This window comes from Rothia santali (genome assembly GCF_024199905.1).
GTDB classification, from domain to species: Bacteria; Actinomycetota; Actinomycetes; order Actinomycetales; family Micrococcaceae; genus Rothia; species Rothia santali.
The window spans coordinates 25,781-51,536 of sequence record NZ_JANAFB010000023.1; the positions used below are offsets into that span (position 1 = coordinate 25,781).

Below are 25,756 nucleotides of genomic sequence, written 5' to 3' on the forward strand. Positions count from 1 at the left end.
GCGCCGATGCGGCTGCCGCGCCCCTCCCTCATCACCCGTCCATCCCGCCTCGAAACCTGATCCGTCGCTCGGGTTCGGCACCTTGAGCACGTTGCGTTCCGCGCGTGGCGTGGAGACGAGAAAGTACGTCTGACATGAGTCGCAAAGTTGTAGTCACCGGCCTGGGCGCGATCTCCCCCATCGGCAGCAGCGCCCAGGAGATGTGGGACAACGCCCTGGCGGGCGTGTCCGGCGTCAAGGCCCTGACCGACGACTGGGTCGCCGAGTACGAGCTGCCCGTCTACATCGCCGGCCGCATCAACCGGCCCATCAGCGAGTCCGAGTTCATCAGCCGCGTGGAGGCCAAGCGCCTCGATCCCTCGGGCCAGTACGCGGTGCACAGCGCCCGCCAGGCCTGGCGGGACGCCGGCTTCTCCGGCGAGGACGCCGAGGACAGCACGGAGCTGGACCCGGAGCGCGTGGCCGTCTCCTACGCGACCGGCATCGGCGGCGTCTGGACCCTGCTGGACAGCTGGGACACCCTGCGCGAGCGCGGCCCCCGCCGCGTCATGCCCATGACCGTCCCCATGCTCATGCCCAACGGGTCCGCGGCCGCGATCGCCCTGAACCACAAGGCGCGCTCCACGGCGCAGACCGTGGTCTCGGCGTGCGCCTCGGGCACCGAGTCGATCCACCTCGGGCTGGAGCTCATCCGCTCGGGCAAGGCCGACGTCGTCATCACCGGCGGCACCGAGGCCTCGATCCACCCGCTGCCGCTCGCGGCCTTCGCGCGCATGCAGGCCCTCTCGACCCGCAACGACGAGCCGGAGCGCGCCTCCCGCCCGTACGACGTCGACCGCGACGGCTTCGTGATGGGCGAGGGCGCCGCCGCCCTCATCCTGGAGTCCGAGGAGCACGCCAAGGCCCGGGGCGCGCGGATCTACGCGGAGCTGGCGGGCACCGGCGTCTCCTCCGACGCGTACCACATCACCGCCCCGGACAACGAGGGCGAGGGCGCGGCGCGCTCCCTGCGCGAGGCGATGGCCTCGGGCGACTTCTCCGCCGAGGACGTCGTGCACGTCAACGCGCACGCGACCTCGACGCCGGTGGGCGACATCCCGGAGGCCACGGCCCTGCGCCGGGCGTTCGGCGACGCCACGGACCAGATGGCGGTCTCCGCGACCAAGTCCATGACCGGTCACCTCCTCGGCGCGGCCGGGGCGATCGAGTCCGTCATGACGGTCCTGGCCGTCCGGGACCACAAGGCGCCCGCGACCATCAACCTGGAGAACAAGGACCCGCAGATCGACCTCGACGTCGTGACCGAGGCCCGCGACCTTCCCGCCGGGGAGATCGTGGCGGTCTCCAACTCGTTCGGGTTCGGCGGCCACAACGCGGTGGCGGCGTTCCGCAGCGTGTCCTAGCGTCGACTGGCAGACTCTTCCGCGCCGGGCGCGGGCCGATCGCTGATCGGTCCGCGCTCTGGGCGTCTCTGGGGTTGATGGGTGGGGCTCCCGTCAGGGTCGATGATCGGGCTCTCCTGGGGGTCGATGATCGGGGCTGTCCTGGGGTCGATGATCGGGGCTGTCCTCGGGTCAATGATCGAGGCTGTCCTCGGGTCGATGATCGGGACTCTCGTTCCGTGCTCGAGACGAGTCTCCCCTCTGACGTCCCGACGAGCGTGTCCCGCGCTCCGAGCTCGGGCTCAGCCGACCCGGTACAGCTGGCGGACATCGCACGGCGCCGTCGCGCAGGAGCGAAGGGGCTCGAGCTCGTCGTCCCAGGCCTCCCCGAGCGCGAGCTGGAACTGGCGGAGCAGGGCGCGCGAGTCGCCGCGGGCCATCTCGTAGGCGTGCCGCACTCGGTCCTCCGTGATCACGGTGTTTCCCAACGCGTCGGTCATCCCGTAGAAGACGCCCAGCGCCGGGGTGCAGGCCCAGCGGCCGGCGTCGTGACCGCGGCTCGACTCCTCGTAGACCTCGAAGTAGAGGCCGGTGAGCCGCCGCAGGGCCGAGGCCAGCACGGCGCCGGTGCCCGGCGGGCCGTGCCACTCGAGCGTCGCGCGGACGTGGCCGGCCAGTTCGCTCTGGACGCCCCACTGCAGGTCCGTGGTCTGCCCGGCCACGGCCTCCAGCGCCCATTGGACGTGCGGGCACAGGGCCCGCGGGGCCGCGTGGACGTGGATGATCCCGCGGGTGTCGTCGCTGCTCACGGTGGCTCCCTTGCTCGTCAGATGCGTCTTCCCCAACGATCTGACGGTGTCCGGTGGCTGTGAGGCTCTCGGTCGGTTGTCCCCCATTGTGCACCACGACGCCGGCCGCCCGCGTCACACGGCGTCGTGCGGCCCGGCGTGTTGCCCGCGCGGGGCCGCTCGATCCGTGCTTAGGCCCGGGGGTGCGCTGACCTGTAGGAACGCGCGAGCCGGTCCACGGAGACGTGGGTGTAGATCTGCGTGGTGGCCAGCGTGGAGTGTCCCAGCATCTCCTGCACGGCCCGGATGTCCGCACCGCCCTCCACCATGTGCGTCGCGGCCGTGTGGCGGAAGACGTGGGCCCCGCTGGCTCCCTGCGTGGTGGCGGCGTCGAGCACGCGGTTGAGGTCCTCCCGGAGCTGGCGCTGGTCCGCCCGTCCCCCTCGGGGGCCGATGAAGACGGCGGCCTGCACGGGCGGCGCTCCCGCTCCCCCGCCGTGGAACCATGCGGGCCTCCCGCGGCGGACCCATGCCTCGAGCGCGGCCAGGGCCGGCGCGCCGATGGGCACGGTCCGCTGCTTGTCGCCCTTTCCCGTGACGGTGACGGTCCGCCGCTCCCGGGAGACGTCGCCGAGGTCGAGCCTGCACAGCTCGGAGATCCGCAGTCCCGCGCTGTAGAGCAGCTCGGCGACGGCGCGGGTGCGCAGCGTCCGCGGGTCGCGCGGGTCCTCCTCCTCCCGCCGCCGGATCTCGGCCAGCACGGCCTCGACGTCGGCGTGGCTGAGCACTTTGGGCAGCGTCTGGCCGCCGCGCGGGGAGCGCAGCTGTGAGGCCGGATTGGCCCCGACCATGCCCTCGTTCTCGGCCCAGCGGAAGAAGGAGCGCGCTCCGGAGGCCCGCCGCGCCATGGTGGTGCGCGCCGTGTCGCGTTCGAAGGAGCGGGCCAGCCAGTCCCTCAGGTCCGCGAGCGTGACCTCGCCCGGCGCGGCCCGGCCCGCCGACTGCGCGGCGGTGAAGAGGTCGGTCAGGTCGGACCGGTAGGCGCGGACCGTCTCCTCGCTGCGGGACCGCTCGTACCGCAGGTACTCCTCGTAGCGTCGCAGCGCCTCGGCGAACTCGCGCCCCAGCTCCTGCCGCCCGGGGTGCCGCTCCGGGCCGTCGGCGGCGCCGGCGCCGGGCCCGCCCCGCGCCCGGCTCACCGCGGGCGCCCGTCGCCGCGGCGGGTTGGGCCCGCCGGGATGGCCGCCTCCCGCCGCGGGCTCCGCGTCGGCCGCGGCGTTGAGTCCAGCGGCGGCCCGGCGCCCGGTGCGCTCGATCCCCCACTCCGCCACCTGCCGCAGCATCGCCCCGAGCCGGTTGCGCGGCGGAAGGTGCACCGTCAGCCCGGCCTCCTCGAGGGGCCGCGCCGTGACCGGCCCGACCGTGAACAGCCCGAGCTCGCCCCGGCGGCTCAGCGCGGCGATGGCCGCCCGCTGCTCCTCGTCGGCCGCCCGCAGCCACTCGACCGACCCGCCGGCCGCCGTGAACAGGACGGCGTCGACCCGACCCGCGGCGGACTCGCGGACGCTGCGCAGCACCGGCCCCGGATCCTCCGGCGTGACGTAGCGGTAGACCACGACGCCGAGCGGCTCGGCCCCCGCGGCGCTCAGCTTCTCGTCGAGCCCGTCGGTGCCCATGCCGTGGTACTGCACGACGACGCGCCGGCCCGCGAGGTCCCCGCCCCGCAGGTAGCGCAGCACGTCCTCCGCCGTCTCCTCGGGCGAGGTCCACTCCGCCTCCAGCCCCGCGGCCCGGATGGCACCGTTGGCCTTGGCGCCGCGCGCGATGATGCGCGCGCCGGCGAGCGCGGCCAGGAGCTCGGGTTTGAGGCCGTGGGCGTCGGCGGCCTCGAGCCAGCCGCGCAGGCCGATCCCGGTGGTCACGATGACGATCTCGGGGGCGGCGGCGATGACCTCGCGGGTGCGGCCGGGCAGCTGATCGTCCCGGTCCACCGGGGTGGTGACCATGGACGGGCAGTGGAAGACCTCGGCCCCGCGCCGGGTGAGCGCGGCGTCGATGTCCTCGGAGCGACGCTGCGCGGTCAGGTGGACGCGGAAGCCCGCGAGGTCGGTGCTGCTGGTCATGGCGGAGACGTTCCTTTCGAGAGGGGGCTGATTCAACTGTAGTCATCCGGGGGCGGGCGGGCACGGCGTGGGGCGCCCCTCCGGGCGACGCCTCAGCTTCCACCCCGCTCCCTTCCGCTCCGCCACCCCCAGCGCCTCGAGCTGGGCGAGCAGGGTCAGGAGCTCGCGGATGCCCAGCCCCGCCACGCCCGCCAGCCGATCGGCCCGGACGGGCCGGCCGACCGGGAGGGCGTCCTTGACCCGGTGCTGCCCCTCGGTGAGGGAGGGCTCGGCCGTCGGGGAGTCGGCCGGCGCCTCGAGCGCCTCCCCCAGATCGAGCGAGGTCTGGCGGCCGGGCAGCAGGTCGCGTAGGTCCTGGGTCGTGGCGACCGCGCGCACGTACCCCTCGCGGAGCAGGCGATTGCACCCGCCCGACTGGGCCGAGAACACCGAGCCGGGGACCGCCGCCACGGTCCGGTCGAGCTGGAGGGCGTGATTCGCGGTGTTGAGCGCTCCGGATCGCAACCGGGCCTCCACGACGACAGTCACCGCGGCCATCGCCGCGATCAGGCGATTGCGCTGCAGGAAGCGATGGCGCATGGGGCTCCCCCCGGGCGCCACCTCGGTCAGGATCATGCCCCGGTCCTCGATGCGCTGCAGCAGTTCGGCGTGAGCCTGAGGGTAGGCGCGGTCGATCCCGCATGCGAGGTAGGCGACCGTGGCGGTCTGGCCGGAGGAGGCGGCGAGCGCCGCCCGGTGCGCCGCGGCGTCGATCCCGAAGGCCGCGCCGGAGAGCACGCCGTACCCCTCCGCGGCCAGGTCGCCGGCGAAGTGGCTGGCCACGCTCTCCCCGTAGGAGGTGGAGTCGCGGCATCCCACGAAGGCGACGTTCTCCTCGAGCGGGGCGGACAGGCCGGCGCGGTCGCCTCGGCCCCAGAGGCCGATGGGGGCCAGCTCCCCCAGCCCCCGCAGCGACTCGGGCCAGTCCGGGTCCTCCGGGCAGGCGAACCAGGCGCCGATGCGGTCCATGGACTCGAGCAGCCGCTCCGGGGTGCGATGATGCCTCCGAGCGGCCCACCGGGCGAGCCATCGGTCGAGCACCGGCTGGTCCAGAAGGCTCAGGCCCTGCGGCGCCCGCTCCCCGATGGCGTCGACGTCGGCCTCGGTGATCGTCTCCCCGGCCACGATCTGCTCCGCGCGCACCGGGCCCAGGGCCTGGATCAGCACCATGCCCAGGCTGTCCTGGGGTTCGAGGCGCTCCATGAGGCGCAGGCGGGCCGATCTCGCGGCATGCAGGCCCTCGGACGGGCCGGTGAGGACGGACGGGCCGGCGGGCTCCGGCGGTGGCGTCGGCGACGCCACGGTCGCCGCGGAGTGGTGGCCGGTTGGGCGGTGCGCGGCCGAATGGCGGTCGGCCGGCTGGCAGTCGGCTGAGGGAGTGCTCATGGGTCCTCCTCGAGGTGGGTGGGTCCGGGTGTTCAGGCGATCAGGCGGGGTCCGGAGCTGATGCGCAGGGCGATGGCGGCCTCCAGGTGTTCGGAGGCGGGGGACGCGGCGCCCTCCAGATCGGCGATGGTCCAGGCGATCCGCTGGACTCGGTCACTGCCGCGCACCGTGAGGTCTCCGCGCTCGATCAGCCGATGGAGGGGTGAGAGCAGCGCGGACGGCAACCGGAGCCGGTCCCGCAGCTGAGCCCCGGTGAGGTCCGCGTTGGCGCGCACGCCCAGGGGCTGAAGGCGCTCCCGGGCGGCCTCCCGGGCCGCCCGGACGCGGGAGGCGACGACGTCGGAGGGCTCACCGCGCGTGGTCGCGGTGACCTCGGCGTAGGAGAGCCTGGGGACGCTCAGGTGCAGGTCGACCCGGTCCATCAGCGGACCCGACAGCCTCCCCAGGTAGCTCCTGCGCTCCCGCGGGGAGCAGGTGCACCGGTCCCCCAGGCCGGTCGAGAGGCCGCAGGCGCAGGGGTTGGAGGCCAGGACCAGCTGGAACCGCGCCGGGTACCTCGCGCTGGCCCGGGAGCGGTCGATGGTGATCTCCCCCGACTCGAGGGGCTGGCGCAGGGCGTCCAGCACCCCGCGGCGGAACTCCGGTGCCTCGTCCAGGAACAGCACCCCGCGGTGGGCCCGGGAGGCCGCCCCCGGAAGCGGCACCCCGCTGCCCCCGCCGACCATCGAGGCCGTCGACGCCGTATGGTGCGGGGCCTCCCACGGTGCCTCGGTCATCAGGCGGGTCAGCCGCGTTCGGCGGGCGCCGAGGGAGTGCACGGCCGTGACCTCGTGCGAGGCGGCCGCGTCCAGCGGAGGCAGGATGCCCGGCAGCCTCTCGGCGAGCATGGTCTTGCCCGAGCCGGGCGGGCCGATCATCGACAGGTGGTGGCTCCCCGCGGCCGCGATCTCCAGGGCCCACCGGCCCTCCGCCTGGCCCACGACGTCGGCCAAGTCGGGCCGGCGCCGCGGTTCCGGAGGGTCCTCGGTGCGCGGCGCCTGCCCCGGAGGCCTCGAGAGGCGAGGGCTGGTGCTGCCGGCCCACTCCAACACGTCCGCGACGCTCCGGAAGCCGCTGACCTCGGCGTCGGGGACCAGGCGAGCCTCTTCCAGGTTCTCCCGCGCGACCACGACCCGCCGGTGTCCCGACCGCACGGCCGCCGCGACCGCGGGGAACACGCCGGGGACGGGGCGGAGCCCGCCGTCCAACCCCAGCTCGGCGAGGAAGACCGCGCCGCCGGTGCCCGGGACGTCCCCGGCGGCCTGCAGGGCGGCCATGAGGATCGCCAGGTCGAACACCGTGCCGCCCTTGGGCAGGGTCGCCGGGGTCAGGCTGGCCGTGATCTTCCGGCTCGCCAGGGGTACGCCGCTGTTCTTGGCCGCGGCCCGGATCCTCTCCTTGGACTCCATCAGCGCCGAGTCGGGCAGGCCCAGGAGGACGAAGGCGGGGAGGGTCTGGCCGATGTCCGCCTCGACCTCGACCATGTGGCCGTTGAGACCCAGCAGGGCCACGGCGTAGGTGCGCGCGAAGCCCATTCACACCACGCCCTCGAGGTGCTCGAAGGTGAACATGAAGGGTCCCCCGGTGATGGCGACGGCGTCGACCCGGACCGCGCTGCCGGGACGGTGCGCGGCCGCCCAGTTCCTGGCCAGCAGGCGCAGGCGCGTGGCCTTGCCCTGGTCGATCGACTCGAGCGGGTGCCCGTAGCCCAGGCCGGTGCGGGTCTTGACCTCGCACGCGACGTACTCGGTGCCGTCGAAGCAGATCAGGTCGAGCTCCCCGCGCGGGGTGAGCGGGCCCGGCGTCGGGCGCCAGTTGCGCTCCAGGACCTGCCAGCCCCTGGCTTCGAGCACCTTCGCGGCGGTGCGCTCTCCCCACGATCCGGTGGCCCGGCGTCGTTCGGTGGTGGTCATGGCGTCTGTTGTCGATCTCCTCATGAGCCTCATCATGCGACGCCCGTGCGTGCGCCCGGCGCGAGCGGCGGCGCGCGAGGGGGCTTCTGTGGACGGGCGCCCGGGGACATCAGGACGGACCCGCGCTGTGGACGACGGACCCTCCCGAGGCCTGGGAGGCCCGCCGGAGCCGGGCTCCCGTCTCGTCTCCACCGGCGTCCGGAGCCGGGCTCCCGTCTCACCGCTGCCAGCGTCCCGCACCGCCGATCGGGGGGGGGGGCGGGCGTGGGAGCCGGGCTTCGGGCCGCGGAGCACCGCGATAGGCTGGGGGTGAATCCCCGATCGAGAAGAGTCTCCCCTGATGACCGAATCCGCCGACGGCCGCGTCGCCGTCTACATCGACTTCGACAACATTGTGATCTCCCGGTACGACCAGGTGCACGGCCGCAACCAGTACCAGCGCGACAAGTCCAAGGGCCTCAGCGCGACCGACGCCGGCGAGGAGGTGGCCGAGCGGCTCGCCCGCGCGACCGTCGACATCGGCGCCGTCATCGACTACGCCTCGTCCTTCGGCACCCTCGTGCTGACCAGGGCCTACGCCGACTGGTCGACGCCCATGAACGCCGACTACCGCGGGCAGCTCGTCGGCCGGTCCGTCGACCTCGTGCAGCTCTTTCCCGCCGCCGCCTACGGCAAGAACGGCGCCGACATCCGCCTCGCCGTGGACGCCGTCGAGGACATGTTCCGGCTGCCCGACCTCACCCACGTGGTGGTCGTGGCCGGCGACTCCGACTACATCGCGCTGGCCCAGCGGTGCAAGCGCCTGGGCCGGTACGTCATCGGCGTGGGCGTCGCGGGCTCGACGGCGCGCTCGCTCACCGCCGCCTGCGACGAGTTCTCCACCTACGACGCGCTGCCCGGCGTCGAGCCGGTGCCCCCGGCCACGGCGAAGCAGCGGAAGGCCGACGAGGCGGAAGCGCGCGACTCCGAGACCGATTCCAAGGAGTCCGAGGCCGACGCGGCCAGCGGTGCGTCGAAGCGCAGGAGGGGCAGGGGCCGGAAGGCCGAGACCCCCGCCCGGGCCGACTCCACGGCCGCCGCCGAAGCGGCCGCGGAGGCCACCTCGGAGGCCGATGCCGCCGAGGCCGCCGCCGAGCCGGAGCGGGACGCCGCCGAGGAGCGGCAGGCCCCGCGGAGGCGCGGCTCGCGCCGGGCCCAGGCTCCCGCGACCATGCTCGTCGAGGAGGAGCCCGAGGACTCGGAGGACCCGCAGGAGGTCGCGAGCGTCCTGCTCGAGTACGCGCTGCGCCTGTGCCACGACCGGGACGACTCCGACTGGCTCCACAGCTCGCAGGTCAAGACCCAGCTCAAGCGCCTGGACCCGTCCTTCAGCGAGAAGTCGCTGGGCTACCGCTCCTTCTCGGACTTCATCAAGTCACGGCCCGAGATCGTCGAGATCGACGAGAGCAGCACCGCCCGGATGGTGCGGCTCATCTAGGGCCGCGCCGGTCGGCTACGCCTCCGCGGTGCCGTCCGCCGCGTCCTCCGCGGTCGCGAACCGCGGGTCGAGGGCGTACTCGTCGAGCCGCCGCCGCAGCACCGCGGCCACCTGGCCGGGCGCGTCGTCGCCCACCAGCAGCCGCAGGCGACCGTCGGACGGCGCCTCGACGTGCCGGAGCAGCTCCTCGGCGATCTCGCGCGGGGCGGTCCCGCCCCCGGTGGCGCCCGGCTCGCTCAGCCACGGCACCTCGGAGGTGCCCAGGACGCCGTCCCGGACGGCGTCGTAGGCGGGGTCCGGGGCGGCGAAGCGCATGCTGCCGGTCCCCCACTGCGTGTCCACGGCGCCGAGCTCGGCGATGCTGACGCGGACGCCGAATTCCCGGACCTCGCCGGCGAGGGCCTCGCTGAAGCCCTCGAGGCCCCACTTGGCCGCGTTGTAGAGGCCGAGGAATGGCATCGCGCCCACCGCCCCGGTCGTGGAGATCTGCAGGACGTGGCCGGAGCCGCGGGCGCGCATTCCGGGCAGCACCGCCTGGGTCAGCCAGAGCGCGCCGAGCAGGTCGGCGTCGACGATCTCGCGGGCCTCGGCCTCCGAGACCTCCTCGACGGCGCCGACGAGCCCGTAGCCGGCGTTGTTGACGAGCACGTCGACCCCGCCGTGGCGCTCCTCGGCGCGGCGCACGACGTCGCCCGGTGGCGCGGGGCCGGGCCGCACGACGTCGCCCGTCGCCGGTGCGGTGACTCAGGCGTCCGCGGTCGGACGCCCCTTGGGGGTGCGTCCGGCGGGGCGCGCCTCGGAACCGTTGAACGGCTTGCTGAAGACCGGGAGCATGATGTCGCGGGAGTTGTACTCCTCGGGCATGACCTTGCTGAAGCTCTCCCCCGGGTGGGTGTGGTGGAACTGCCGGCGCCGGGCGAGCCACAGCCCCTCGGAGAACAGGTACTGGCCCAGGACGCCGCCCACGGACAGGCAGAAGGCCGTGATGAGGGCCTCCAGCAGCGTGGCCCCGGAGTCCTCCAGGCCGAAGAGCGAGCCGAGCAGACCCTGGTAGATGAGCATGCCGGGGAAGAGCGGCATGAGCGAGACCATCATGATCGCGTTCGAGGACAGGTTGATGGGCCGGGAGATCAGCACGCACGCTGCGCCCGTGATCGCGGTCGAGACGGTGATGCTGAGGAACGGGGTGGTGCCCACCTCGAGGAGGAAGAGGTAGACCAGCTCCGTGGCACCGCCCAGACCGGTCAGCGCCAGGAGCCGCACCGCCCACCCGCCGCTGGCCAGGGTGAACCCGGCGGCCACGAACATGGCCCCCAGGATCGACGCCGTCCAGTGGGTGGTGTCCGCCTCGACGGTCTCGATCAGCTGGACGGAGGGCCCCCAGAGCAGGCGCACCGCGCCGATGCCCGCGGCCACGCCGGCCACGAGGCCCGCGGTGCTCGTGGCGACCTCCATCATGCGCCCGGTCGCGGAGATGTACCAGCCGGTGATGGCGTCCTGCACGGCGCCGTAGGAGGCGATCCCGGCCAGCCGGGCCGCGATCGCGGCCACGATGCACACGGCCACCTGGTCCAGGCTGAAGGCGGTGTTGAGGGCCGTGGCGGCCAGGACGGCGACGAAGCCGCCCGCCGCGTAGCCGAAGATGCCCGGGGCGCCCAGGTGCCCCAGGATGCGGAAGATGAACGAGATGACCATGGAGGTCAGCGCCCCGCCGATCGCGGTGAGGGGCTGCCCGCCCAGGATCAGGCCGAAGCCGGTGCCCAGGACGCCGTACCCGACCACGAGCTTCCACCACTGGTGGGAGGGCTTCTGGTTCACCTGGTCCTCGATCTCCTCGAGGGCCTCCTCCAGGCCGACGTCGCCGAGCAGGTAGTGCTCGGTGATCTCCTCGGCCCGCGTCCGCCACCGGATGTCGAGGGCCCCCGGCTCGATCTCGTGGAACCGGGTGCGGGGCGGCGAGCCGTCGTCGGGCTGGTCGCTGACCATGAGCTGGCCCAGGGTCACGCTGACGGACGGGTGCTTGAGCCCCGCGCGGGTGCACACGGCGAGCAGGGCCTTGGTCGTGGTCGCGGAGCTGGCCCCGCTGCGGATCAGCGCATCGCCCAGGCGGAAGACGAGGCGGTACACGCTCAGATCGGGGGGTGTCATTCGATGCACATTACCCGCGCGGCACGTATCCCGGGAGGCGGGGCTCCCGGTGTGATCGGTCACCTCGCAGGGCGGTCCCCGGCGGTCGGCGGCCGCTCGGCCAGCCCCGGGCCTGGGAGGGACGGTCTGCGCTGTTCTCGCGCACCGCCGCCCGCTCGGTCTCAGACCTTCTCGGTCTGAGCGACCGACCGCCCCGCCCGCTCAGCCGCCTGCAGCGCCCGGACCCGCCGCTCCTCCCCGAAGGTCACGATCGCCAGCAACAGGATCCCGAGTCCCAGGGCGGCGTAGAAGACCGTGAACACGGCCGGCCACCCGTGCAGCAGGTGCCCGAAGACGGTCAGCCCGTCCGACTCGGGGTCCGCGATGGCCGCCAAGCCGATCTTGGCCATCGAGTCGCCGAAGAGGTACGCGAAGGTCCCGGTCATGCCATTGGCCACGCTCACGGCCCGCTTGGGCACGAAGCCCACGAGCGAGACGCCGATCAGCAGCTGCGGACCGAAGATCAGGGCGCCCAGCCCGAAGAGCGAGATGTTGACCATCCCCACGCTCGTGGCGTCCTTGTAGAACCCGACGACGAAGACGATGAGGACCATGCACAGCAGGCCCACGAGCGCGCGCCGGCCCTTGAGCAGGTCGGAGACGTACCCCCACAGCAGACTCGCCACCAGCGCGCCGATCTCGAAGTAGAAGATGGTGTTCACCGCGTCGACGGCGTCGAAGTGCAGCGCCTCGGTCACGTAGAGCGGCGCCCAGTTGTCGATCCCGATCCGGACCACGTAGACGAAGACGTTGGCCACGCACAGGATCCAGATCCACGGATTCTTGAGGATGTAGGTGGTGAAGATCGACCAGCGGGTCATCGTCTCGGCCGTGGCGTTCTCCTCCTCCACCGCCTCGCCGAAGATCTCCTCGCAGCGGTTCCAGCCGAGCTCCTCGGGATCGTCCTTGCCGACGAAGAACCCGACGCAGCCGATCGCGAGCCCGATCAGGGCCGGGAAGACGAACATGCCCACCACGTGCCCGCCGAAGAAGGCGTGGGCTCCCCACAGCGCCAGGCCGCCGGCCAGCGCGCCGCCGATGTTGTGCGAGGCGTTCCAGAAGCCCAGGAACTTCCCTCGCTGGGTGCGCGGCGCCCACCGGGAGATCGTGGAGTACGACGCCGGGCCGCCCACCGACTGGAAGACCCCGTTGAGCCCCCAGAGCACCACGAAGACGCCCACGATGGAGCCGAATGCGCTGAGCACCAGCCCCATGACGAGCACCGAGGCCGAGGCGCAGACCAGCAGGAAGCTGATGATGCGCTTGGTGTTCCGGCCGTCGATGAAGTACCCGAGCAGCGTCTTGCCCAGCCCGTAGGTGACGCTGAAGGCCAGCCCGATGTACCCGAGCTCCAGGGTCGAGAGCCCGAACTCGTCCTTCAGCAGCGGCTGGGCCGCCTTGAAGTTGTTGCGGACCAGGTACATGGCCATGTAGGTCACGAAGACGACGAAGAACGCCTTGAGGAACTGGCCCAGCCACAGCTTGCGCTGGACGCTGAGGGGGATTCCGCGCGGGGGGATCTTCCGGATGGCGAAGGGGTGAGACATCGTTGTCCTCGGGGATGAAGTGGATCGACCCCGTTAGTTTAGCCCTGGGCGTAGCCGGGGTTCTTGACACATCGTCTCTGAAGTGTGGCACATCACGGCCGAATTCACCGGATGACGTGAATCGTCGTACCGGCTCCATGGTGGGTGAGGTGAGTTGATGTGGTCCAAGACACTGCTATTGTCAGCTGCTAAGTCGATATAGCAAGGATCGGCGGGGCCTCCGCGAGGGCCCGTCGACCCATGATCCGAGGGGGCACCGTGGCCGCACCGATCCGAATCATGGCGCAGTTCAAGAACGCGTCGTATCTCCAGAGCTCGACGACGTTCCTGCTCTTCTTCGCCTCCTGGGGCATCTGGTGGTCCTTCTTCCAGATCTGGCTCACCGACTCCGATCAGGGGCTGGGCCTCAACGGGGCGCAGGTCGGCACGGTCTACTCCGTCAACTCGGTGGCGACCCTGACGCTCATGCTCTTCTACGGCACCCTGCAGGACAAGCTGGACACCAAGCGCACCCTGGTGGCCACGGCGGCGGTGGTCATGACGCTGATCGGGCCGTTCGCGATCTGGGTCTACCGGCCGCTGCTGGAGAGCAGCTTCATGCTCGGGGTGACGCTGGGCGCCGTCGTCCTCTCGGCGGGCTTCCTGGCCTCCGCGGGGCTGTTCGAGGTGCTCAGTGAGCGGCTGAGCCGGCGCTACGGGTACGAGTACGGGCAGGCCCGGATGTGGGGGTCGTTCGGCTACGCCGTCGTCGCGCTCTTCGCCGGGTTCCTCTTCACCGTGGACCCGGAGCTGAACTTCTGGCTCGGCTCCGTCTTCGGGCTGGCGTGCCTGCTGGTGATCCTGCTGTGGCGGCCGCCGGCCGGGGGCAGGGAGGCCGGCAGCGTCGCGGAGGCGGTGCAGATGACGCCGAGCCTGCGGGAGATGATCGGGGTCTTCCGGATGCCGCACCTGTGGCTGCTGGTGGTCTTCGTGTTCCTCTCCTGGACCTTCTACGGCGTCTTCGACGGGCAGATGTTCCCGGAGTTCTACACCCTGCTGTTCGAGACGCCCGCGCAGGGCCAGCAGGTCTACGGGGTGCTGAACTCGGCGCAGGTCTTCCTGGAGGCCGCGATGATGGGCCTGGTGCCGCTGATCATGCGCAAGCTGGGCGTGCGGACCACGCTGATGCTGGGGATCCTGGTGATGTTCCTGCGGATCCTGGGGTGTGCGGTGTTCGAGGACCCGTACGTCATCTCGTTCGTGAAGATGTTCCACGCCCCGGAGGTCGCGCTGTGCGTGCTGCCGATCCTGCGCTACTTCACCCTGCACTTTAATCCCGCGCTCTCGGCGACGCTGTACCTGGTGGGCTTCCAGATCTCGGGGCAGATCGGCAGCGTGATCCTCTCCCCGATCCTCGGCTCGCTGCGGGACGCCATCGGCTACCAGCCCACCTTCTACGTCATCGCGGGCGTGGTCTTCGTGGCGGGGATCTACGGGCTGCTCGTGCTGAAGCGGGACGACCAGGACGTGCAGGGCGAGCCGTTCCTGCGCGACCGGGACCGGCGGGCGCGGGAGGCTGAGGAGGCCCCGGCCCGGACCTGACCGGGGGTGGCCCGCGGGGTCTACTCCGGCACCTCGACCGCCCTGCGCTCGCCGTCGTTGCACTCGTTCCAGTGCCGGTAGACCTCGACGGCGGCGTCGCGCTGGTCGTACTCCATGGGCAGGCGCCGCTCGTCCCAGCTCTTGCCGAACTCCCCGTAGAAGGTGCTCAGCTCGAAGTACTTGCGGTCGTCGACGTAGTAGTCCTCGTACTGGTCGCGGGTCGTGAGGAAGACGACGCGGTCCGGCGAGCAGTAGTACAGGGCGCCGAGGCACATGGGGCACGGCTCGGCGAGCACGTAGATCGTGGTCCCCACGAGGTGCTCGGTGCCGAGCATCGCGCAGGCCTGCCGGATCGCGACGACCTCCGCGTGGGCCGTGGGGTCGCCGGTCTGCTCGACGAGGTTGGGGCTCTCGCAGAGGATCTCGCCGTCCTTGACGATCACGGTCGCGAAGGGCCGCCCGCCGTTCTCGACGTTGCCGTTCGCCAGGTCGATGGTGTGCTGGGCGAAGTCCATGGGGGTCTCCTGAGGTGGGGATGAGTCGGAATGAGTGGGGTCAGGTCGGGTGGGAAGAGAGGGCGAGGTCAGGCGGAACGAGGAGATGGGGTCAGACGTCATGGGCTGGATCGGGGCGGGACGGCGAGGGGACGCCGTCGCCGGACAAATCCCGGGGCATCAGCCGCCCCCGCCCGCGAGCACCTCGCCACTCCCGCCCGCGAGCACCTCGCCGTCCTCGACGACGAGCGCCCCGCCGGAGACCACGGTCCGCCGCGGCGGGCAGGCGGTCAGCGCGTCCCCCACGGTCTCGCCCTCCAGCAGCACCAGGTCCGCGGGAGCGCCCACGACGACGTCGTGCACCTCCCGCCCGACCAGCGGCGCCGCGGCCGAGCTGGCCCACCTGGCCGCCCGTTCCAGATCCTCGTCCGTGCCGTAGCGCAGCATCGCGGCGAGGTTCTGGGCGATCCGCAGCACGTCGCCGTCGCCGAAGGGGGACCAGAGGTCGCGCACGCCGTCGGTGCCGAGGCCGAGGCTCATGCCGCGCTCGGCCATCTCGGCCAGCGGGAGAGGGGGCCGGCCGAGCGGGGCCACGGTCGTCCAGCCGACGCCGGCCTCGGCGAGCACGTCCAGCAGCTCGAGCCGGCGCCGCTCGGGCAGCTCGCCCAGGAAGAAGCCGTGGGAGATGGTCACGCGCCCGCCCAGCCCGGTGGCGGCGGCCCGCTCGGCGATGAGCTCGGCCTGCCACGAGCCCAGCTCACCGGGGTCGTGCAGGTGGACGTCGACGCCGATGCCGTGGCGCTCGGCCACCCGGAAGATCCCGTCGAGCTGCCGGACGGGGTCGCGGTCGATGCCCGCCGGGTCGAGGCCGCCGAGGTGGTCCGCGCCGGCCCGGGCGGCGTCGTCGAGCAGATCCAGCACGCCGGGGCGCCGCACGACGCCGTCCTGCGGGAAGGCCACGACCTCCATCGCGACCGCACCGCCCACGCGCTCGCCGGCCTCGCGGACCGCCTCGATCCCGCGCAGCCCGACGCCGGGGTCGACGTCGACGTGCGTGCGGATCGCGGTGGTCCCGGCCTGGAGGAAGCGGCGGAGCATGCGGGTCGCGGCGTCGGGGTCGGGGATGCCCAGCCGGTCCCGGTGCTCCCGCTCCTGGGCGATCCGGCCCTCGACCGTGCTCGCGCCCGGGGAGGAGACCCAGGGGCCGCCCCACCACGTCTTGTCCACGTGGCAGTGGGCGTTGACCAGGCCCGGCAGCGCGATCCGGCCGCGGCCCTCGACCACGCGGGGCCGGGATGAGCCGGGACCGAAGGAGGGCGGGGCAGAGTCGTTCGCGGGCGGCGCGAGCCCCGGGCCGATGCCGCGGACGACGCCGTCCTCCACGGCGAGGTCCACGGGCGGGCCACCCCACGGCCGGACGTCTCGGATCAGCAGGCTGTGCATGCTCCGGAGTCTAGACCCCGGCGGCGGACCGCGTCCGGCCCTGTCCGCCCAGGGGCGAAGCGTGTACGGGAGGGGGCGGGGTTCGCTATGCCGTGCCCGGCGGCTTGGCGCGCCCCACTCTGCTCCGGCCCCTCCGGCCCCGTCCCGCAGCGTCTCACCCTCCGGACTCTCAGCGCCGCGCCCCCCAGCGGAAAACCCTGCGCATACACTGTGTTCATGACCCCACCACGCCCCGTCAGCAGCCAGCGGCGCGCCTACGAGCACATCCGGTCGGAGGTCCTGGTGGACCCCTCGACCCAGGGCACCTTCCTGAACGAGCAGCGCCTGGCGGAGACCATCGGCGTCTCCCGGACCCCGGTCCGCGAGGCGCTGCGCGTCCTGGACTCGGAGGGCCTGGTCGAGCTGATCCCGAACCGGGGCGCCTACGTCCCGGTCATCACCGCGGCCCAGGCCCACGACGTCATGGAGCTGCGCGAGATCCTGGAGTGCCACGCGGCCTCCGTGGCGCTGGGCTCCGCGGGCGAGGTCGCCGCCGCGATGCGCGAGGTGCTGGCCCGGCAGCAGGAGCTGGCCGGCGTCGGGGCCGCCGGGTCCCAGCTGGAGTTCATCGCCCTGGACCGCGACTTCCACTTCGCCCTGCTCCGCGCGAGCGGCAACCGGGAGATCATCCAGACCTACGACCGCCTGCAGACCCGCCAGCGGATCATCGGGGCCCAGGCGCTCAGCGCGCTCTCGCGCCGGCGGGAGGTCTGCCGGGAGCACCTGGCGATCGTCGAGGCCCTGGAGGCGGGCGACCTCGACGCCGCGCACCGCGCCATCCGCGAGCACCTGAGGATCACCGAGGGCGTGCTCATGCGGGACGTCCGGGCGTAGGCCGCCGGCCGGGGACCGACCGGAGCTGTTAGGCGACCTCGTCCCGCTCGTGCTGGCGCAGGTATTCCAGGTCCTCGTCGGGCACGGAGTCCCGGCCCATGAGCAGGCCCACCAGCGTCAGGACGCACGCGCCCGTCACGTAGACCGAGACGGGCAGCGAGTTCGCCTCCTCGCCGGAGAGCACCGTGAACATCAGGGGAGCGAGCGCCCCGCCCACGACGCCGGCGATCGTGTACGCGAGCGAGGAGCCCGTGTAGCGCAGCCGCGGGTGGAACTGCTCGATCACGAAGGCCGCCTGCGGCCCGTACATGAACGAGTGGCAGGTCCCCGCGACCACCATCGCCAGCGCCACGGTGAGGAAGCTCGAGGGCTGCATCAGCGCGAACATGACGTAGGACCAGATCGCGGCCCCCACCGCCGCGACCGCGTAGAGCAACCGCCGGTTGACGTAGTCGGAGAGCCATCCGGCCAGCGGGATCGTGATCACCTGCGAGGCCGAGCCGATCAGCACCCCGCTCAGGATCGTGCTGCGGGACAGTCCCAGGGTCTGCACGCCGTAGGTCAGGATGAAGACGGTGAACAGGGCGTAGAAGACGTCGGGCCCCACGCGGGAGAGGATCGCGGCCGTGAGCTGCCGCCGCTGCGTCGTGAGGACCTCGGTGACGGGTTTCTCCGAGCGGTCGCCCTTGGACTGCAGGACCTGGAAGATGGGCGTGTCCTCGAGCCGCAGCCGGATCCACAGGCCGAAGGCGACCAGGACCAGGGACATGACGAAGGCGACCCGCCAGCCCCAGGAGAGGAACGCGGCGTCGGACATGACGCTGGTCAGCAGGGCGAGCATGCCGTTGGCGAGCAGGTTGCCGGCGGGCGGGCCGACCTGGGCGGCCGAGGCCCAGAACCCACGGCGCCGCGGGTCGCCGAACTCGCTGGAGAGCAGCACCGCACCGCCCCACTCGCCACCGACGCCGACCCCCTGGGCGAACCGCAGCAGCACCAGGAGCACGGCCGCCGTGAGGCCGATGTGGTCGTAGGTCGGCAGGATGCCGATCAGGAAGGTCGCGACGCCGATCAGCATCAGCGTGATCACCAGGACCTTCTTGCGCCCGATGATGTCCCCGAGCCGCCCGAAGACGATCCCGCCGATCGGCCGGGACACGTACCCCACCGCGTAGGTGGAGAACGCCGCGATGGTCGCGGTGTGCGGGTCGGAGGCGGGGAAGAACAGCTGCCCCAGGACCAGGGCGGACGCGGCCGAGTAGACCGCGAAGTCGTACCACTCGAGGGTGGTCCCCGAGAGCGAGGCGGCGAACGCCTTGTAGAGATCCTTGCGCTGGATGCCGGGGGCGTGGGCCCCGGCGGATGGTGCATCGGTCACGGTGTCCTCCGAGATGTGGTTCAGATCTCACCCAGTATTGTATACAGTGGGTATACACGAAAGACCCCCGGTGTAAAAAGCCGGTAAAAACCGGATGCGAGGAATGATCCACATGCCGACCGAGCCCCAGCCGCAGCCCACCGTCCTGTCCTTCGAGCTTCCTGACGGCTCGCGCTCCACCGTCACCGTCCGCCGCCTGCTCAACGCCGGATACGCTGGCCGGGACCAGGCGGAGGTCAAGGCGCACATCGACGAGCTCGCGGAGCTCGGCGTCCCCGGTCCGTCCACGACGCCGACGCTGTACCCGGTCTCCCCGTACCTCGCCCAGCAGGCCGACGCCGTGGACGTCCAGCACGCCCGTACTTCCGGCGAGGCCGAGTGGGCCCTGGTCATCGACGACGAGGGGCGCGAGCTGATCACCTGCGCCTGCGACCACACCGACCGTCAGCTGGAGACCCACGGCGTCGCGTGGTCCAAGAACGCCTCCCCGGACGTCCTGGGCCGCCGGGCCTGGCCCTACGCGCAGATCGCGGACCGGCTCGACGACGTCATGATGCGCGGCTGGGTGGGGGAGGGTCGCACCCCGATCCAGGAGGCTCCCATGAGCACCCTGCTGGCCCCGGGTTACTGGCTCGACGTCCTGGAGGGGCGCGGCGAGCGGGAGCCGGGGACGGTCCTGCTCTCGGGGACCATCACGATGGCTGCGGGCGTGGACCAGTTCGCCTCCGCCTGGGGCGCCTCGCTCGAGGACCCGGAGCTCGGCGTGATCTCCGTGGAGTACGCGGTGCGGCCGATGGCCGAGCCGATCGATTAGCGCGGCGACCGCGGGCAAGCTCCTGCGCCGCGTCGTCGCGCTCCGCCCGGGGTAGCCCGCCTTCACCCCCGTACCTCCTCAGTGGTACCATTTTTCGTACCACTGAGGAGGTGTCGTCATGTCCATGACCGCCAGCGAGGCCCGCAAGAACCTGTTCCCCCTGATCCAGCAGGTCAACGACGACAACGCGCCCGTCGAGATCACCTCCCGGGCGGGCGACGCCGTCCTGATGTCCCGGGCGGAGTTCGAGGCGCTGGAGGAGACGGCCTATCTGCTCCGCGTCCCGGCCAACGCCCAGCGGCTCCTGGAGAGCCTGGCGCAGGCCCGGGCGGGAGCGATCGAAGAGCACGGGCTGATCGAGTGAGGCTGGTCTTCACCCCGCACGGGTGGGCCGACTACACGCACTGGCAGACCGCGGACCGGCAGAACCTCAAGCGCATCAACCGCCTGATCGACGCGGCCCTGAAGGACCCGTCCGAGGGGATCGGGAAGCCGGAACCCCTGCGCCATCTCTTCGCCGGGGCATGGTCCCGCAGGATCACCACGGAGCACCGCCTGGTCTATCTCGTGGAGGGCGAGGATCTGATCGTCCTGCAGGCCCGGTACCACTACTCGGCCTGAGCGTCCGCCCCGTGAGTGCGCTGACGCGACTCGCACCTCGCCCGCGCGAGCCATGTGGGAGTCCTCGTGCGGAATCACCGCGTCCTCGGTGGCCGAGGCCATGATCCGCGTCGTTCCGACGCGACCCGGCAGCCATGCCGGAACCGCGAAAGCCGGCGCCCCCACCCGATCCCCTTGAGGTTCGGATGGAGGCGCCGGCTCGTCGCGCGCGGGACCGCGAGGATCAGACGTCCTTCTTGGTCCGGCTCACCACCTTGTTGCGGACCGCCAGCAGCAGGGTCACCACGAGCAGCCCGTAGAGGGTCAGCACGATCGGCCCCTGGACCAGCACCGAGGCGTCGCCGTCGGCGCTGATCAGCGCGTCGCGGAGGCTGGTCTCGGCCAGCGGCCCGAGGACCATGCCGATGATCAGCGGCGCCAGCGGGTAGTCGTGGACCCGCATCAGGAAGCCGAGGACACCCACGGCCAGCAGCATGATGAGGTCGAACGTGGAGCCCGACGTCGCGTAGATGCCGAGCCCGCAGAACACCGTGATGCCCGCGTAGAGGTACGGGCGCGGGATCAGCAGCAGCTTGGCCCACACCATGGCGAACGGCAGGTTGATGATCAGCAGCACGATCATGGCGATGAAGAAGCTGGCCAGCAGCGCCCACACCAGGTCGGGGGCCCGCTCGAAGAGCAGCGGGCCGGGCTGCAGGCCGTACTGGCGGAAGGCCGCCAGCATGATCGCGGCGGTCGCCGAGATCGGCAGGCCCAGCGCGAGCAGCGCGCCCATCGCCATGCCGGTGGTCGAGTTGCCGGCCGCCTCCGGGGCGGCGAGGCCGCGGATCGCGCCCTTGCCGAACTGGGGGTCCTTGCGACGCCGGTCGAGCTTGCGCTCCGCGCCGTAGGCCAGGAACGTCGGGATCTCGGAACCGCCCGCCGGCACGACGCCGAAGGGCAGGCCGATCGCGGTGCCTCGGGCCCACGCGGGGGCGGCCTCCCTGACCTCCTTGCGGGAGAGCCACGGCCGGCCCTTGGCCTTCAGCAGCTGCCCCTCCTTCTTGAACCGCGCGATGACCGCGAAGTAGATGACCTCGCCCAGCGCCAGGATCGCCACGGTCACGGTGACCAGGGAGATGCCGTCGAACAGCAGCGGGGAGTCCATGGTGAAGCGGGGGATGCCGGTCACGGAGTCGATGCCGACCACCGCGACGCCGAGTCCCACGGCCAGGGACAGCAGGCCCTTGACCGCGGAGTCGGTGACTACGGACGACGTCGCGATGAACGCGAACAGCGCGAGGGCGAAGAACTCGGCGGGCCCGAAGCTCGTGGAGAACGCCGCCAGCCAGGGGGCGAGGAACACGACCACGATCGAGGCGATGAAGCCGCCGACGAACGCGCCGATGGCGGCGGTGGCCAGGGCCTGCGGCGCTCGCCCGGCGAGCGCCATCTTATGGCCCTCGAAGGTCGAGGCGATGGCCGAGGCCTGCCCCGGTGTGTTCATCAGGATGCCCATGGTCGAGTCGCCGAACAGGCCGCCGAAGTAGACGCCCGAGAACATGATGAACGCGGCGGTGGGCTCCAGCGCGAAGGTCACGGGGAGGAGGAGGGCCACGGCCATCGAGGAGCCGAGGCCGGGCATGACGCCCACGGCGGTGCCGAGCAGGCAGCCCAGCACCACCCAGAACAGGTTCTGCCAGGTCAGAGCGCCGGCGAAGCCGTCGGCGAGCAGGGATAGGGTATCCACGCTAGAAGCCACCTCCCAGGATGCCGGAGGGCAGCGAGAGCCCCAGGGCCATGTCGAATGCGATGTAGGCGAGCGAGCTCACGGTGAGCCCCGTGATCAGGGACATGATCGGCCTCTTGGCGCCGAAGCCCTGGGCGACGCACCAGAAGAGCAGCCCGGCCGCGATGATCCAGCCGAGGAACTCCAGCAGCAGGGCGAAGCCGAGGAAGCCGCCCACGACCCAGAGCAGCGAGCCCCAGGCGAAGCGGATCGCGGAGTCCTCGCTCTCGGCGGTGAGGTTCCCGGCGCTCCAGTGCCGGATCGACTGGACGACCTGGACGATCACCAGGAAGTAGAGCACGCCGGTGATGACGGCCGGGAAGAACCGCGGGCCGGGGAAGTCCACGGACTCGGGGACCTCCATCAGCAGCATGTTCACCAGCAGGTAGGTCGCGAAGGCCGCGAGCACGATCGGCATCGTGAGCTCTTTGAGCAGCAGGCCGCCCGTCCGGGGGGTGCGTTGGCCGGGAGCCGGTCCGGGATCGGAGGCCGCCTCCGGCTGCACGGATTGCTGTGTCACAGTCCCAACTCCTCGTAAAGGCCCTCGATGCGCACGCGCTCGCTCTCGAGGAAGTCCTGAAGCTCGGTGCCGAACTTCACGTTCTCGTTCCAGGTGTAGCGCTCGATGGCGTCCTGCCACTCGGGCGTCTCGATGGTCTCCCGGATGATGTCCTCGAGCTGCGACTTCTCCTCGTCGGTGATGCCGCCCGGGGCCACGATGAGGCGCCAGTTGGTCAGGGTCACGTCGTAGCCCTGCTCCACCGTGGTGGGGATGTCGATGGCCTCGACGGGCTCGGGCGCCACCAGGGCCAGGGCCTTCAGGCGGCCCGACTCGATCTGGTCCACCGAGTCCGGGTAGCCGCTGGCGGCCGCCACGACGGTGCCGTTGAGCAGCGCCTGGGTGGTCTCGCCGCCGCCGTCGGAGGGCACGTAGATCATGTCCTGCGGGTTGAGGCCCGCGGCGATCGCCATCTCGGCGACGACCAGCTGGTCGAAGGACCCGCCGCCGCTCCACGGGACCGCTCCCGGGTTCTCGCGCCACGCGTTCATGAGGTCGTCCAGGGTCTCGTAGGGAGAGTCGCCCGGCACCACGATGACGCTGTACTCCTCGACCGTGAGCGCCAGCGGGTTGACGTCGGCGTAGGTGGAGTCGGAGTCGTACTGGATGCTGCCCGCCAGCTGGCCGGTGCCGCCGACCATGAGGGTGCTGGCCTCGCCGTCGAGGACCGCGAGGTTGTTCAGGGCGATGGTTCCGCCCGCGCCCGGCATGTTGACCACCTGCGTGTTGTTCACGATGCCGTTGGCCCGCTGGGCCTGCTGCATCTCGCGTGCCACGGTGTCCCAGCCGCCGCCGGCCGCGGCCGGGGCGATGATGGTCAGGGACGCGCGGAGGTCGCTGCCGCTGGAGGCGGAGGCGATGGACGCGGTCGCCGCCGTGCCGATGGCGGCGACGGCGATGACCCCGCCGACGCCGCGCAGGATGAACTGGCGGCGGCTGGGCGGTTGTCTGTGGTGGGGGCCCGATGGGGCGGGCTGGCTCGTGTCGGCCAACTGAACTCCTCGATCAACTACGTCGTTGGTGGGGTGATGCTGGTGGCTCGCCGTCGCTCCGGTCATGCCGAGGACGCTGCCTGCGTGCTCCGGCGCGGCCCACGGGTGGGGGCCGCGCCGGATGGCGCCAAGTCGTCTTGCTCGACTTTGGAATGTGATTCACCATACACTGAAGATCCGCACAATATGAACTCGGCTGAAGGTATGACGTGTCCGTCATATGCGGCGGCCGGGTATTATCGCGTGTGGACCGACGACGTTCCCGACAACGAGGAGAGAATCCCACCATGACAATCGTTCTTGCCAGCGCCGACAGTCCCGCCGGCCAGGCGGCTCGGGACTACGCGGTCGCCGAGGCCAAGCGGCGCGACGCCGACCTCGTGGTCTTCCCCGTGGACGGCTCCTCGCCCGACCCGGCCCAGTTCGACTACGACCGCGTCTCGGTGCAGACCCCGGACGAGCGCAGCAAGGACGCGGTGGGCGACCTCATCGACATGACCTCCCGCGACGACGTCGAGGTCGTCGTGGTGGGGGTGAGGCGCCGCAGCCCGGTGGGCAAGATGTTCCTGGGCTCCTCCGCCCAGCAGATCATCCTCGAGGCCGCCGCTCCGGTGATCACGGTCAAGCCCACGCAGGGCGAGGGCTGATCACCGCAGCCTCGTGTGAGCCAAGAGGAGGCCGGGTCGTCGAAATCATTCGACGGCCCGGTATTTTTTTCGAGGGTGTGAGAATCGTCAAAAAGATAGCATAGCGAACCTTTAGTGAAATGGCCGATCGGGAGAGGCTGCCGCCAAATCCGTGCGGACTGGGGGAGGCGCGGTGGCGCTGCGGGCGGCGTGAGGCGGGCGCGTCGGGCGGCCCGGCGAGGGGCGGTGAACGCGCGAGGCGGCGGCGACCATAGTTGCACGGATACTTAATTGATAACAGGTCGCAATAGCAATAATCTTCGAGGCTGAACCCGCTCACGCCCGGCGGCCCCGGGCACATCGCCCGAGGATTGAAGATGACCCTGCTCGACGTCCGCTCCCTGGCCGCCTCGGCCGGTGGGAACCGGCTGCTCGGCCCGCTGGACCTCACCCTGCACCGCGGTCAGCGGCGGGCGCTCCTGGGCCCCTCCGGCTCCGGCAAGAGCCTGACCGCCTCGGCTGTCATGGGGACCTCGGCGGAGAACGTCGCCTTGGAGGGACGCGTGCTCCTCGAGGGCGCCGACGTCCTGGGCGTCCCCCTGGCCCGCCGCTCCGCGAGCCTTCCCCGCATCGCCTTCGTCAGCCAAGACCCCACCCGCAGCCTGAACCCCGCCGTGCGGGTGGGTGCGCACCTCGAGCGGGCCCTCGGCGCGCCGCACGGTCCGGGCGGATCCGAGACCGGGCCGACGGCGGCACCCCGTGGCACGCGGTCCGGTGCCGACTCCCGCCGCACGCGGTCCGGGCCCGGCTCCCGGCGGACTCCGGCGGGGCCCAGCGAGGCGGCCCTCCGCCTCCTGGCGGACCTGGCCTTCGAGGACCCCCGGCGCGTCCACCGCGCCTACCCCCACGAGCTGTCCGGCGGGCAGCGCCAGCGCGTGTGCCTCGGCCTCGCGCTGGCCCGCCAGCCGGACCTGCTCGTCGCCGACGAGCCCACCACGGCCCTCGACGCCGCCACCCAGGCGCAGGTGCTCGCCCTCCTGGACGAGCTGCTCCCCGAGTCCTCGGCCCTCCTGTTCATCACCCACGACGCCGCCGCCGCGGCCGCCGTCCGCGCCGACCGCCTCCACCTGGAGGGGGGCCGCATCGTGGCCCACCCGGACGGGCCCACCACGGCGGCGCTGCCCGCCGCGCCGCCGTCGCACCCGCACGCCCGGGTCGCGCCCGCCGAATCGTCGCCGACTCCTCAGGTCCGGCCTCGACCGCGGGGCCGACGGCGTCGGCCCCGCTCCTGGAGGCCCGCGGGGCCAGCGTCGTCCACCCGCGGCGGGCCTCGCGCCTGCTGCGTCGCGGCCCGGGGGAGCGGGAGCCGATCCGGGCGCTCGCCGAGGCGGGCCTGCGCGTGGGCGCGGGCGAGAGCGTCGGCGTCGTCGGCAACTCCGGCTCGGGCAAGACCACGCTGATCAGCGTCCTGCTGGGCCTCCGGGCGCCCGACGCCGGGACGGCCCTCTACGACGGGCGTCCCCTCCCGGCCCTGGACCGCGCCGGGCTGCTGAGGTTCCGCCGCGAGGTCCAGCTCATCCCGCAGGATGCGCGGGGCAGCCTCGACCCCCGGGCCGGGGCCCTCCGGCAGGTCGCGGAGCCCCTGCGTCGCCTCACCGCGGCCGGCGGGGTCTCCCGCGGAGCCGCGCGGGACGAGGCCGCCCGGTTGCTCGAGCGCGTGGGCCTGGAG

The 25,756-nt window shown here is 72.2% G+C and carries 24 protein-coding genes; 10 read left to right on the forward strand and 14 right to left on the reverse strand.

Annotated features, from left to right (window positions below):
• Nucleotides 1-134 precede the first annotated feature (134 nt).
• Nucleotides 135-1,403 carry a beta-ketoacyl-ACP synthase II gene (gene fabF, locus NBM05_RS10065; RefSeq protein WP_254166932.1) on the forward strand — a complete coding sequence of 423 codons (1,269 nt, stop codon included), beginning with the start codon at nt 135-137 and terminating at the stop codon, nt 1,401-1,403.
• A gap of 281 nt (nt 1,404-1,684) precedes the next feature.
• Here the strand turns inward: fabF and NBM05_RS10070 are convergent, their stop codons facing one another.
• The 5 genes from NBM05_RS10070 to NBM05_RS10090 form a co-directional block, all read right to left on the reverse strand.
• Nucleotides 1,685-2,191, reverse strand: coding sequence for a DUF3145 family protein (locus tag NBM05_RS10070; protein WP_254166933.1), 507 nt, complete (start codon nt 2,189-2,191; stop codon nt 1,685-1,687).
• 170 nt (nt 2,192-2,361) lie between these two features.
• Nucleotides 2,362-4,293, reverse strand: coding sequence for a tyrosine-type recombinase/integrase (locus tag NBM05_RS10075; protein WP_254166934.1), 1,932 nt, complete (start codon nt 4,291-4,293; stop codon nt 2,362-2,364).
• Between the two features lie 42 nt (nt 4,294-4,335).
• Complete coding sequence (gene dprA / locus NBM05_RS10080; protein WP_254166935.1) at nt 4,336-5,718, reverse strand: DNA-processing protein DprA; 1,383 nt, start codon at nt 5,716-5,718, stop codon at nt 4,336-4,338.
• 32 nt (nt 5,719-5,750) lie between these two features.
• Nucleotides 5,751-7,292, reverse strand: a complete 1,542-nt coding sequence (locus tag NBM05_RS10085; RefSeq protein ID WP_254166937.1) for a YifB family Mg chelatase-like AAA ATPase — start codon at nt 7,290-7,292, stop codon at nt 5,751-5,753.
• On the reverse strand, nt 7,293-7,670 hold the full coding sequence (locus NBM05_RS10090; protein ID WP_254166938.1) for a YraN family protein: 378 nt from the start codon (nt 7,668-7,670) through the stop codon (nt 7,293-7,295).
• Nucleotides 7,671-8,010: 340 nt separating this feature from the next.
• Here NBM05_RS10090 and NBM05_RS10095 point away from each other — a divergent pair, with 340 nt between their 5' ends.
• Complete coding sequence (locus NBM05_RS10095; RefSeq protein ID WP_254166939.1) at nt 8,011-9,147, forward strand: NYN domain-containing protein; 1,137 nt, start codon at nt 8,011-8,013, stop codon at nt 9,145-9,147.
• A 15-nt stretch (nt 9,148-9,162) separates the two neighbouring features.
• Here the strand turns inward: NBM05_RS10095 and NBM05_RS10100 are convergent, their stop codons facing one another.
• The 3 genes from NBM05_RS10100 to uhpT all read right to left on the reverse strand — a co-directional run bounded on the left by NBM05_RS10100 (nt 9,163) and on the right by uhpT (nt 12,881).
• On the reverse strand, nt 9,163-9,864 hold the full coding sequence (locus tag NBM05_RS10100) for an SDR family NAD(P)-dependent oxidoreductase (RefSeq protein ID WP_254166940.1): 702 nt from the start codon (nt 9,862-9,864) through the stop codon (nt 9,163-9,165).
• A 27-nt stretch (nt 9,865-9,891) separates the two neighbouring features.
• The gene (locus tag NBM05_RS10105) at nt 9,892-11,295 is read right to left on the reverse strand and encodes a threonine/serine exporter family protein (RefSeq protein WP_254166941.1); all 1,404 of its coding nucleotides are present in this window, start codon (nt 11,293-11,295) and stop codon (nt 9,892-9,894) included.
• A 161-nt stretch (nt 11,296-11,456) separates the two neighbouring features.
• Nucleotides 11,457-12,881, reverse strand: a complete 1,425-nt coding sequence (gene uhpT / locus NBM05_RS10110) for a hexose-6-phosphate:phosphate antiporter UhpT (RefSeq protein ID WP_254166942.1) — start codon at nt 12,879-12,881, stop codon at nt 11,457-11,459.
• Nucleotides 12,882-13,139: 258 nt separating this feature from the next.
• Between uhpT and NBM05_RS10115 the strand changes: the two genes are divergently transcribed.
• The gene (locus NBM05_RS10115) at nt 13,140-14,462 is read left to right on the forward strand and encodes an MFS transporter (RefSeq protein WP_254166943.1); all 1,323 of its coding nucleotides are present in this window, start codon (nt 13,140-13,142) and stop codon (nt 14,460-14,462) included.
• 20 nt (nt 14,463-14,482) lie between these two features.
• Here the strand turns inward: NBM05_RS10115 and NBM05_RS10120 are convergent, their stop codons facing one another.
• The gene (locus NBM05_RS10120) at nt 14,483-14,977 is read right to left on the reverse strand and encodes a nucleoside deaminase (RefSeq protein ID WP_254166945.1); all 495 of its coding nucleotides are present in this window, start codon (nt 14,975-14,977) and stop codon (nt 14,483-14,485) included.
• Nucleotides 14,978-15,136: 159 nt separating this feature from the next.
• Complete coding sequence (locus NBM05_RS10125) at nt 15,137-16,399, reverse strand: amidohydrolase (protein ID WP_254166946.1); 1,263 nt, start codon at nt 16,397-16,399, stop codon at nt 15,137-15,139.
• Nucleotides 16,400-16,615: 216 nt separating this feature from the next.
• Between NBM05_RS10125 and NBM05_RS10130 the strand changes: the two genes are divergently transcribed.
• Entirely contained in the window at nt 16,616-17,272 is a 657-nt protein-coding gene (locus tag NBM05_RS10130) for a GntR family transcriptional regulator (protein WP_254166947.1), read from the forward strand.
• A 28-nt stretch (nt 17,273-17,300) separates the two neighbouring features.
• On the opposite strand, the gene NBM05_RS10135 is transcribed toward NBM05_RS10130, so the two are convergent.
• Nucleotides 17,301-18,647 carry an MFS transporter gene (locus NBM05_RS10135; protein WP_254166948.1) on the reverse strand — a complete coding sequence of 449 codons (1,347 nt, stop codon included), beginning with the start codon at nt 18,645-18,647 and terminating at the stop codon, nt 17,301-17,303.
• Nucleotides 18,648-18,759: 112 nt separating this feature from the next.
• Between NBM05_RS10135 and NBM05_RS10140 the strand changes: the two genes are divergently transcribed.
• The 3 genes from NBM05_RS10140 (at nt 18,760) to NBM05_RS10150 (ending at nt 20,082) form a co-directional block, all read left to right on the forward strand.
• Nucleotides 18,760-19,461 carry a DUF2848 domain-containing protein gene (locus tag NBM05_RS10140; RefSeq protein ID WP_254166950.1) on the forward strand — a complete coding sequence of 234 codons (702 nt, stop codon included), beginning with the start codon at nt 18,760-18,762 and terminating at the stop codon, nt 19,459-19,461.
• Between the two features lie 118 nt (nt 19,462-19,579).
• The gene (locus NBM05_RS10145; protein ID WP_254166952.1) at nt 19,580-19,825 is read left to right on the forward strand and encodes a type II toxin-antitoxin system Phd/YefM family antitoxin; all 246 of its coding nucleotides are present in this window, start codon (nt 19,580-19,582) and stop codon (nt 19,823-19,825) included.
• Entirely contained in the window at nt 19,822-20,082 is a 261-nt protein-coding gene (locus NBM05_RS10150) for a Txe/YoeB family addiction module toxin (protein WP_254166954.1), read from the forward strand. The genes NBM05_RS10145 and NBM05_RS10150 overlap by 4 nt, the downstream gene beginning before the upstream one ends.
• A 223-nt stretch (nt 20,083-20,305) precedes the next feature.
• Here the strand turns inward: NBM05_RS10150 and NBM05_RS10155 are convergent, their stop codons facing one another.
• The 3 genes from NBM05_RS10155 to NBM05_RS10165 are packed head-to-tail and all read right to left on the reverse strand — an operon-like array spanning nt 20,306 to nt 23,401.
• Nucleotides 20,306-21,811 (reverse strand): tripartite tricarboxylate transporter permease, encoded by a 1,506-nt coding sequence (locus tag NBM05_RS10155; RefSeq protein WP_254166956.1) that lies wholly within the window; start codon nt 21,809-21,811, stop codon nt 20,306-20,308.
• A 1-nt stretch (nt 21,812) separates the two neighbouring features.
• Nucleotides 21,813-22,370: a tripartite tricarboxylate transporter TctB family protein gene (locus tag NBM05_RS10160; RefSeq protein WP_254166958.1), complete on the reverse strand. Its 558-nt coding sequence runs from the start codon at nt 22,368-22,370 to the stop codon at nt 21,813-21,815.
• Nucleotides 22,367-23,401: a tripartite tricarboxylate transporter substrate binding protein gene (locus NBM05_RS10165; RefSeq protein WP_254166960.1), complete on the reverse strand. Its 1,035-nt coding sequence runs from the start codon at nt 23,399-23,401 to the stop codon at nt 22,367-22,369. Before NBM05_RS10165 ends, NBM05_RS10160 begins: the two co-directional genes overlap by 4 nt.
• A 287-nt stretch (nt 23,402-23,688) precedes the next feature.
• Between NBM05_RS10165 and NBM05_RS10170 the strand changes: the two genes are divergently transcribed.
• The 3 genes from NBM05_RS10170 to NBM05_RS10180 all read left to right on the forward strand — a co-directional run.
• The gene (locus tag NBM05_RS10170) at nt 23,689-24,048 is read left to right on the forward strand and encodes a universal stress protein (protein WP_254166962.1); all 360 of its coding nucleotides are present in this window, start codon (nt 23,689-23,691) and stop codon (nt 24,046-24,048) included.
• Nucleotides 24,049-24,404: 356 nt separating this feature from the next.
• Nucleotides 24,405-25,487: an ATP-binding cassette domain-containing protein gene (locus NBM05_RS10175; RefSeq protein WP_254166964.1), complete on the forward strand. Its 1,083-nt coding sequence runs from the start codon at nt 24,405-24,407 to the stop codon at nt 25,485-25,487.
• The coding region (locus tag NBM05_RS10180; RefSeq protein ID WP_254166966.1) for an ATP-binding cassette domain-containing protein at nt 25,427-25,756 on the forward strand (330 nt) is incomplete at its 3' end. The genes NBM05_RS10175 and NBM05_RS10180, both read left to right, overlap by 61 nt.

Bases quoted from the DNA above. Each gene is read 5' to 3' on its own strand.
- fabF (WP_254166932.1), top strand. From the start codon at position 135: ATGAGTCGCAAAGTTGTAGTCACCGGCCTGGGCGCGATCTCCCCCATC.
- NBM05_RS10075 (WP_254166934.1), bottom strand. From the start codon at position 4,293: ATGACCAGCAGCACCGACCTCGCGGGCTTCCGCGTCCACCTGACCGCG.
- dprA (WP_254166935.1), bottom strand. From the start codon at position 5,718: ATGAGCACTCCCTCAGCCGACTGCCAGCCGGCCGACCGCCATTCGGCC.
- NBM05_RS10085 (WP_254166937.1), bottom strand. From the start codon at position 7,292: ATGGGCTTCGCGCGCACCTACGCCGTGGCCCTGCTGGGTCTCAACGGC.
- NBM05_RS10090 (WP_254166938.1), bottom strand. From the start codon at position 7,670: ATGACCACCACCGAACGACGCCGGGCCACCGGATCGTGGGGAGAGCGC.
- NBM05_RS10095 (WP_254166939.1), top strand. From the start codon at position 8,011: ATGACCGAATCCGCCGACGGCCGCGTCGCCGTCTACATCGACTTCGAC.
- NBM05_RS10105 (WP_254166941.1), bottom strand. From the start codon at position 11,295: ATGACACCCCCCGATCTGAGCGTGTACCGCCTCGTCTTCCGCCTGGGC.
- uhpT (WP_254166942.1), bottom strand. From the start codon at position 12,881: ATGTCTCACCCCTTCGCCATCCGGAAGATCCCCCCGCGCGGAATCCCC.
- NBM05_RS10120 (WP_254166945.1), bottom strand. From the start codon at position 14,977: ATGGACTTCGCCCAGCACACCATCGACCTGGCGAACGGCAACGTCGAG.
- NBM05_RS10125 (WP_254166946.1), bottom strand. From the start codon at position 16,399: ATGCACAGCCTGCTGATCCGAGACGTCCGGCCGTGGGGTGGCCCGCCC.
- NBM05_RS10130 (WP_254166947.1), top strand. From the start codon at position 16,616: ATGACCCCACCACGCCCCGTCAGCAGCCAGCGGCGCGCCTACGAGCAC.
- NBM05_RS10140 (WP_254166950.1), top strand. From the start codon at position 18,760: ATGCCGACCGAGCCCCAGCCGCAGCCCACCGTCCTGTCCTTCGAGCTT.
- NBM05_RS10145 (WP_254166952.1), top strand. From the start codon at position 19,580: ATGTCCATGACCGCCAGCGAGGCCCGCAAGAACCTGTTCCCCCTGATC.
- NBM05_RS10170 (WP_254166962.1), top strand. From the start codon at position 23,689: ATGACAATCGTTCTTGCCAGCGCCGACAGTCCCGCCGGCCAGGCGGCT.
- NBM05_RS10175 (WP_254166964.1), top strand. From the start codon at position 24,405: ATGACCCTGCTCGACGTCCGCTCCCTGGCCGCCTCGGCCGGTGGGAAC.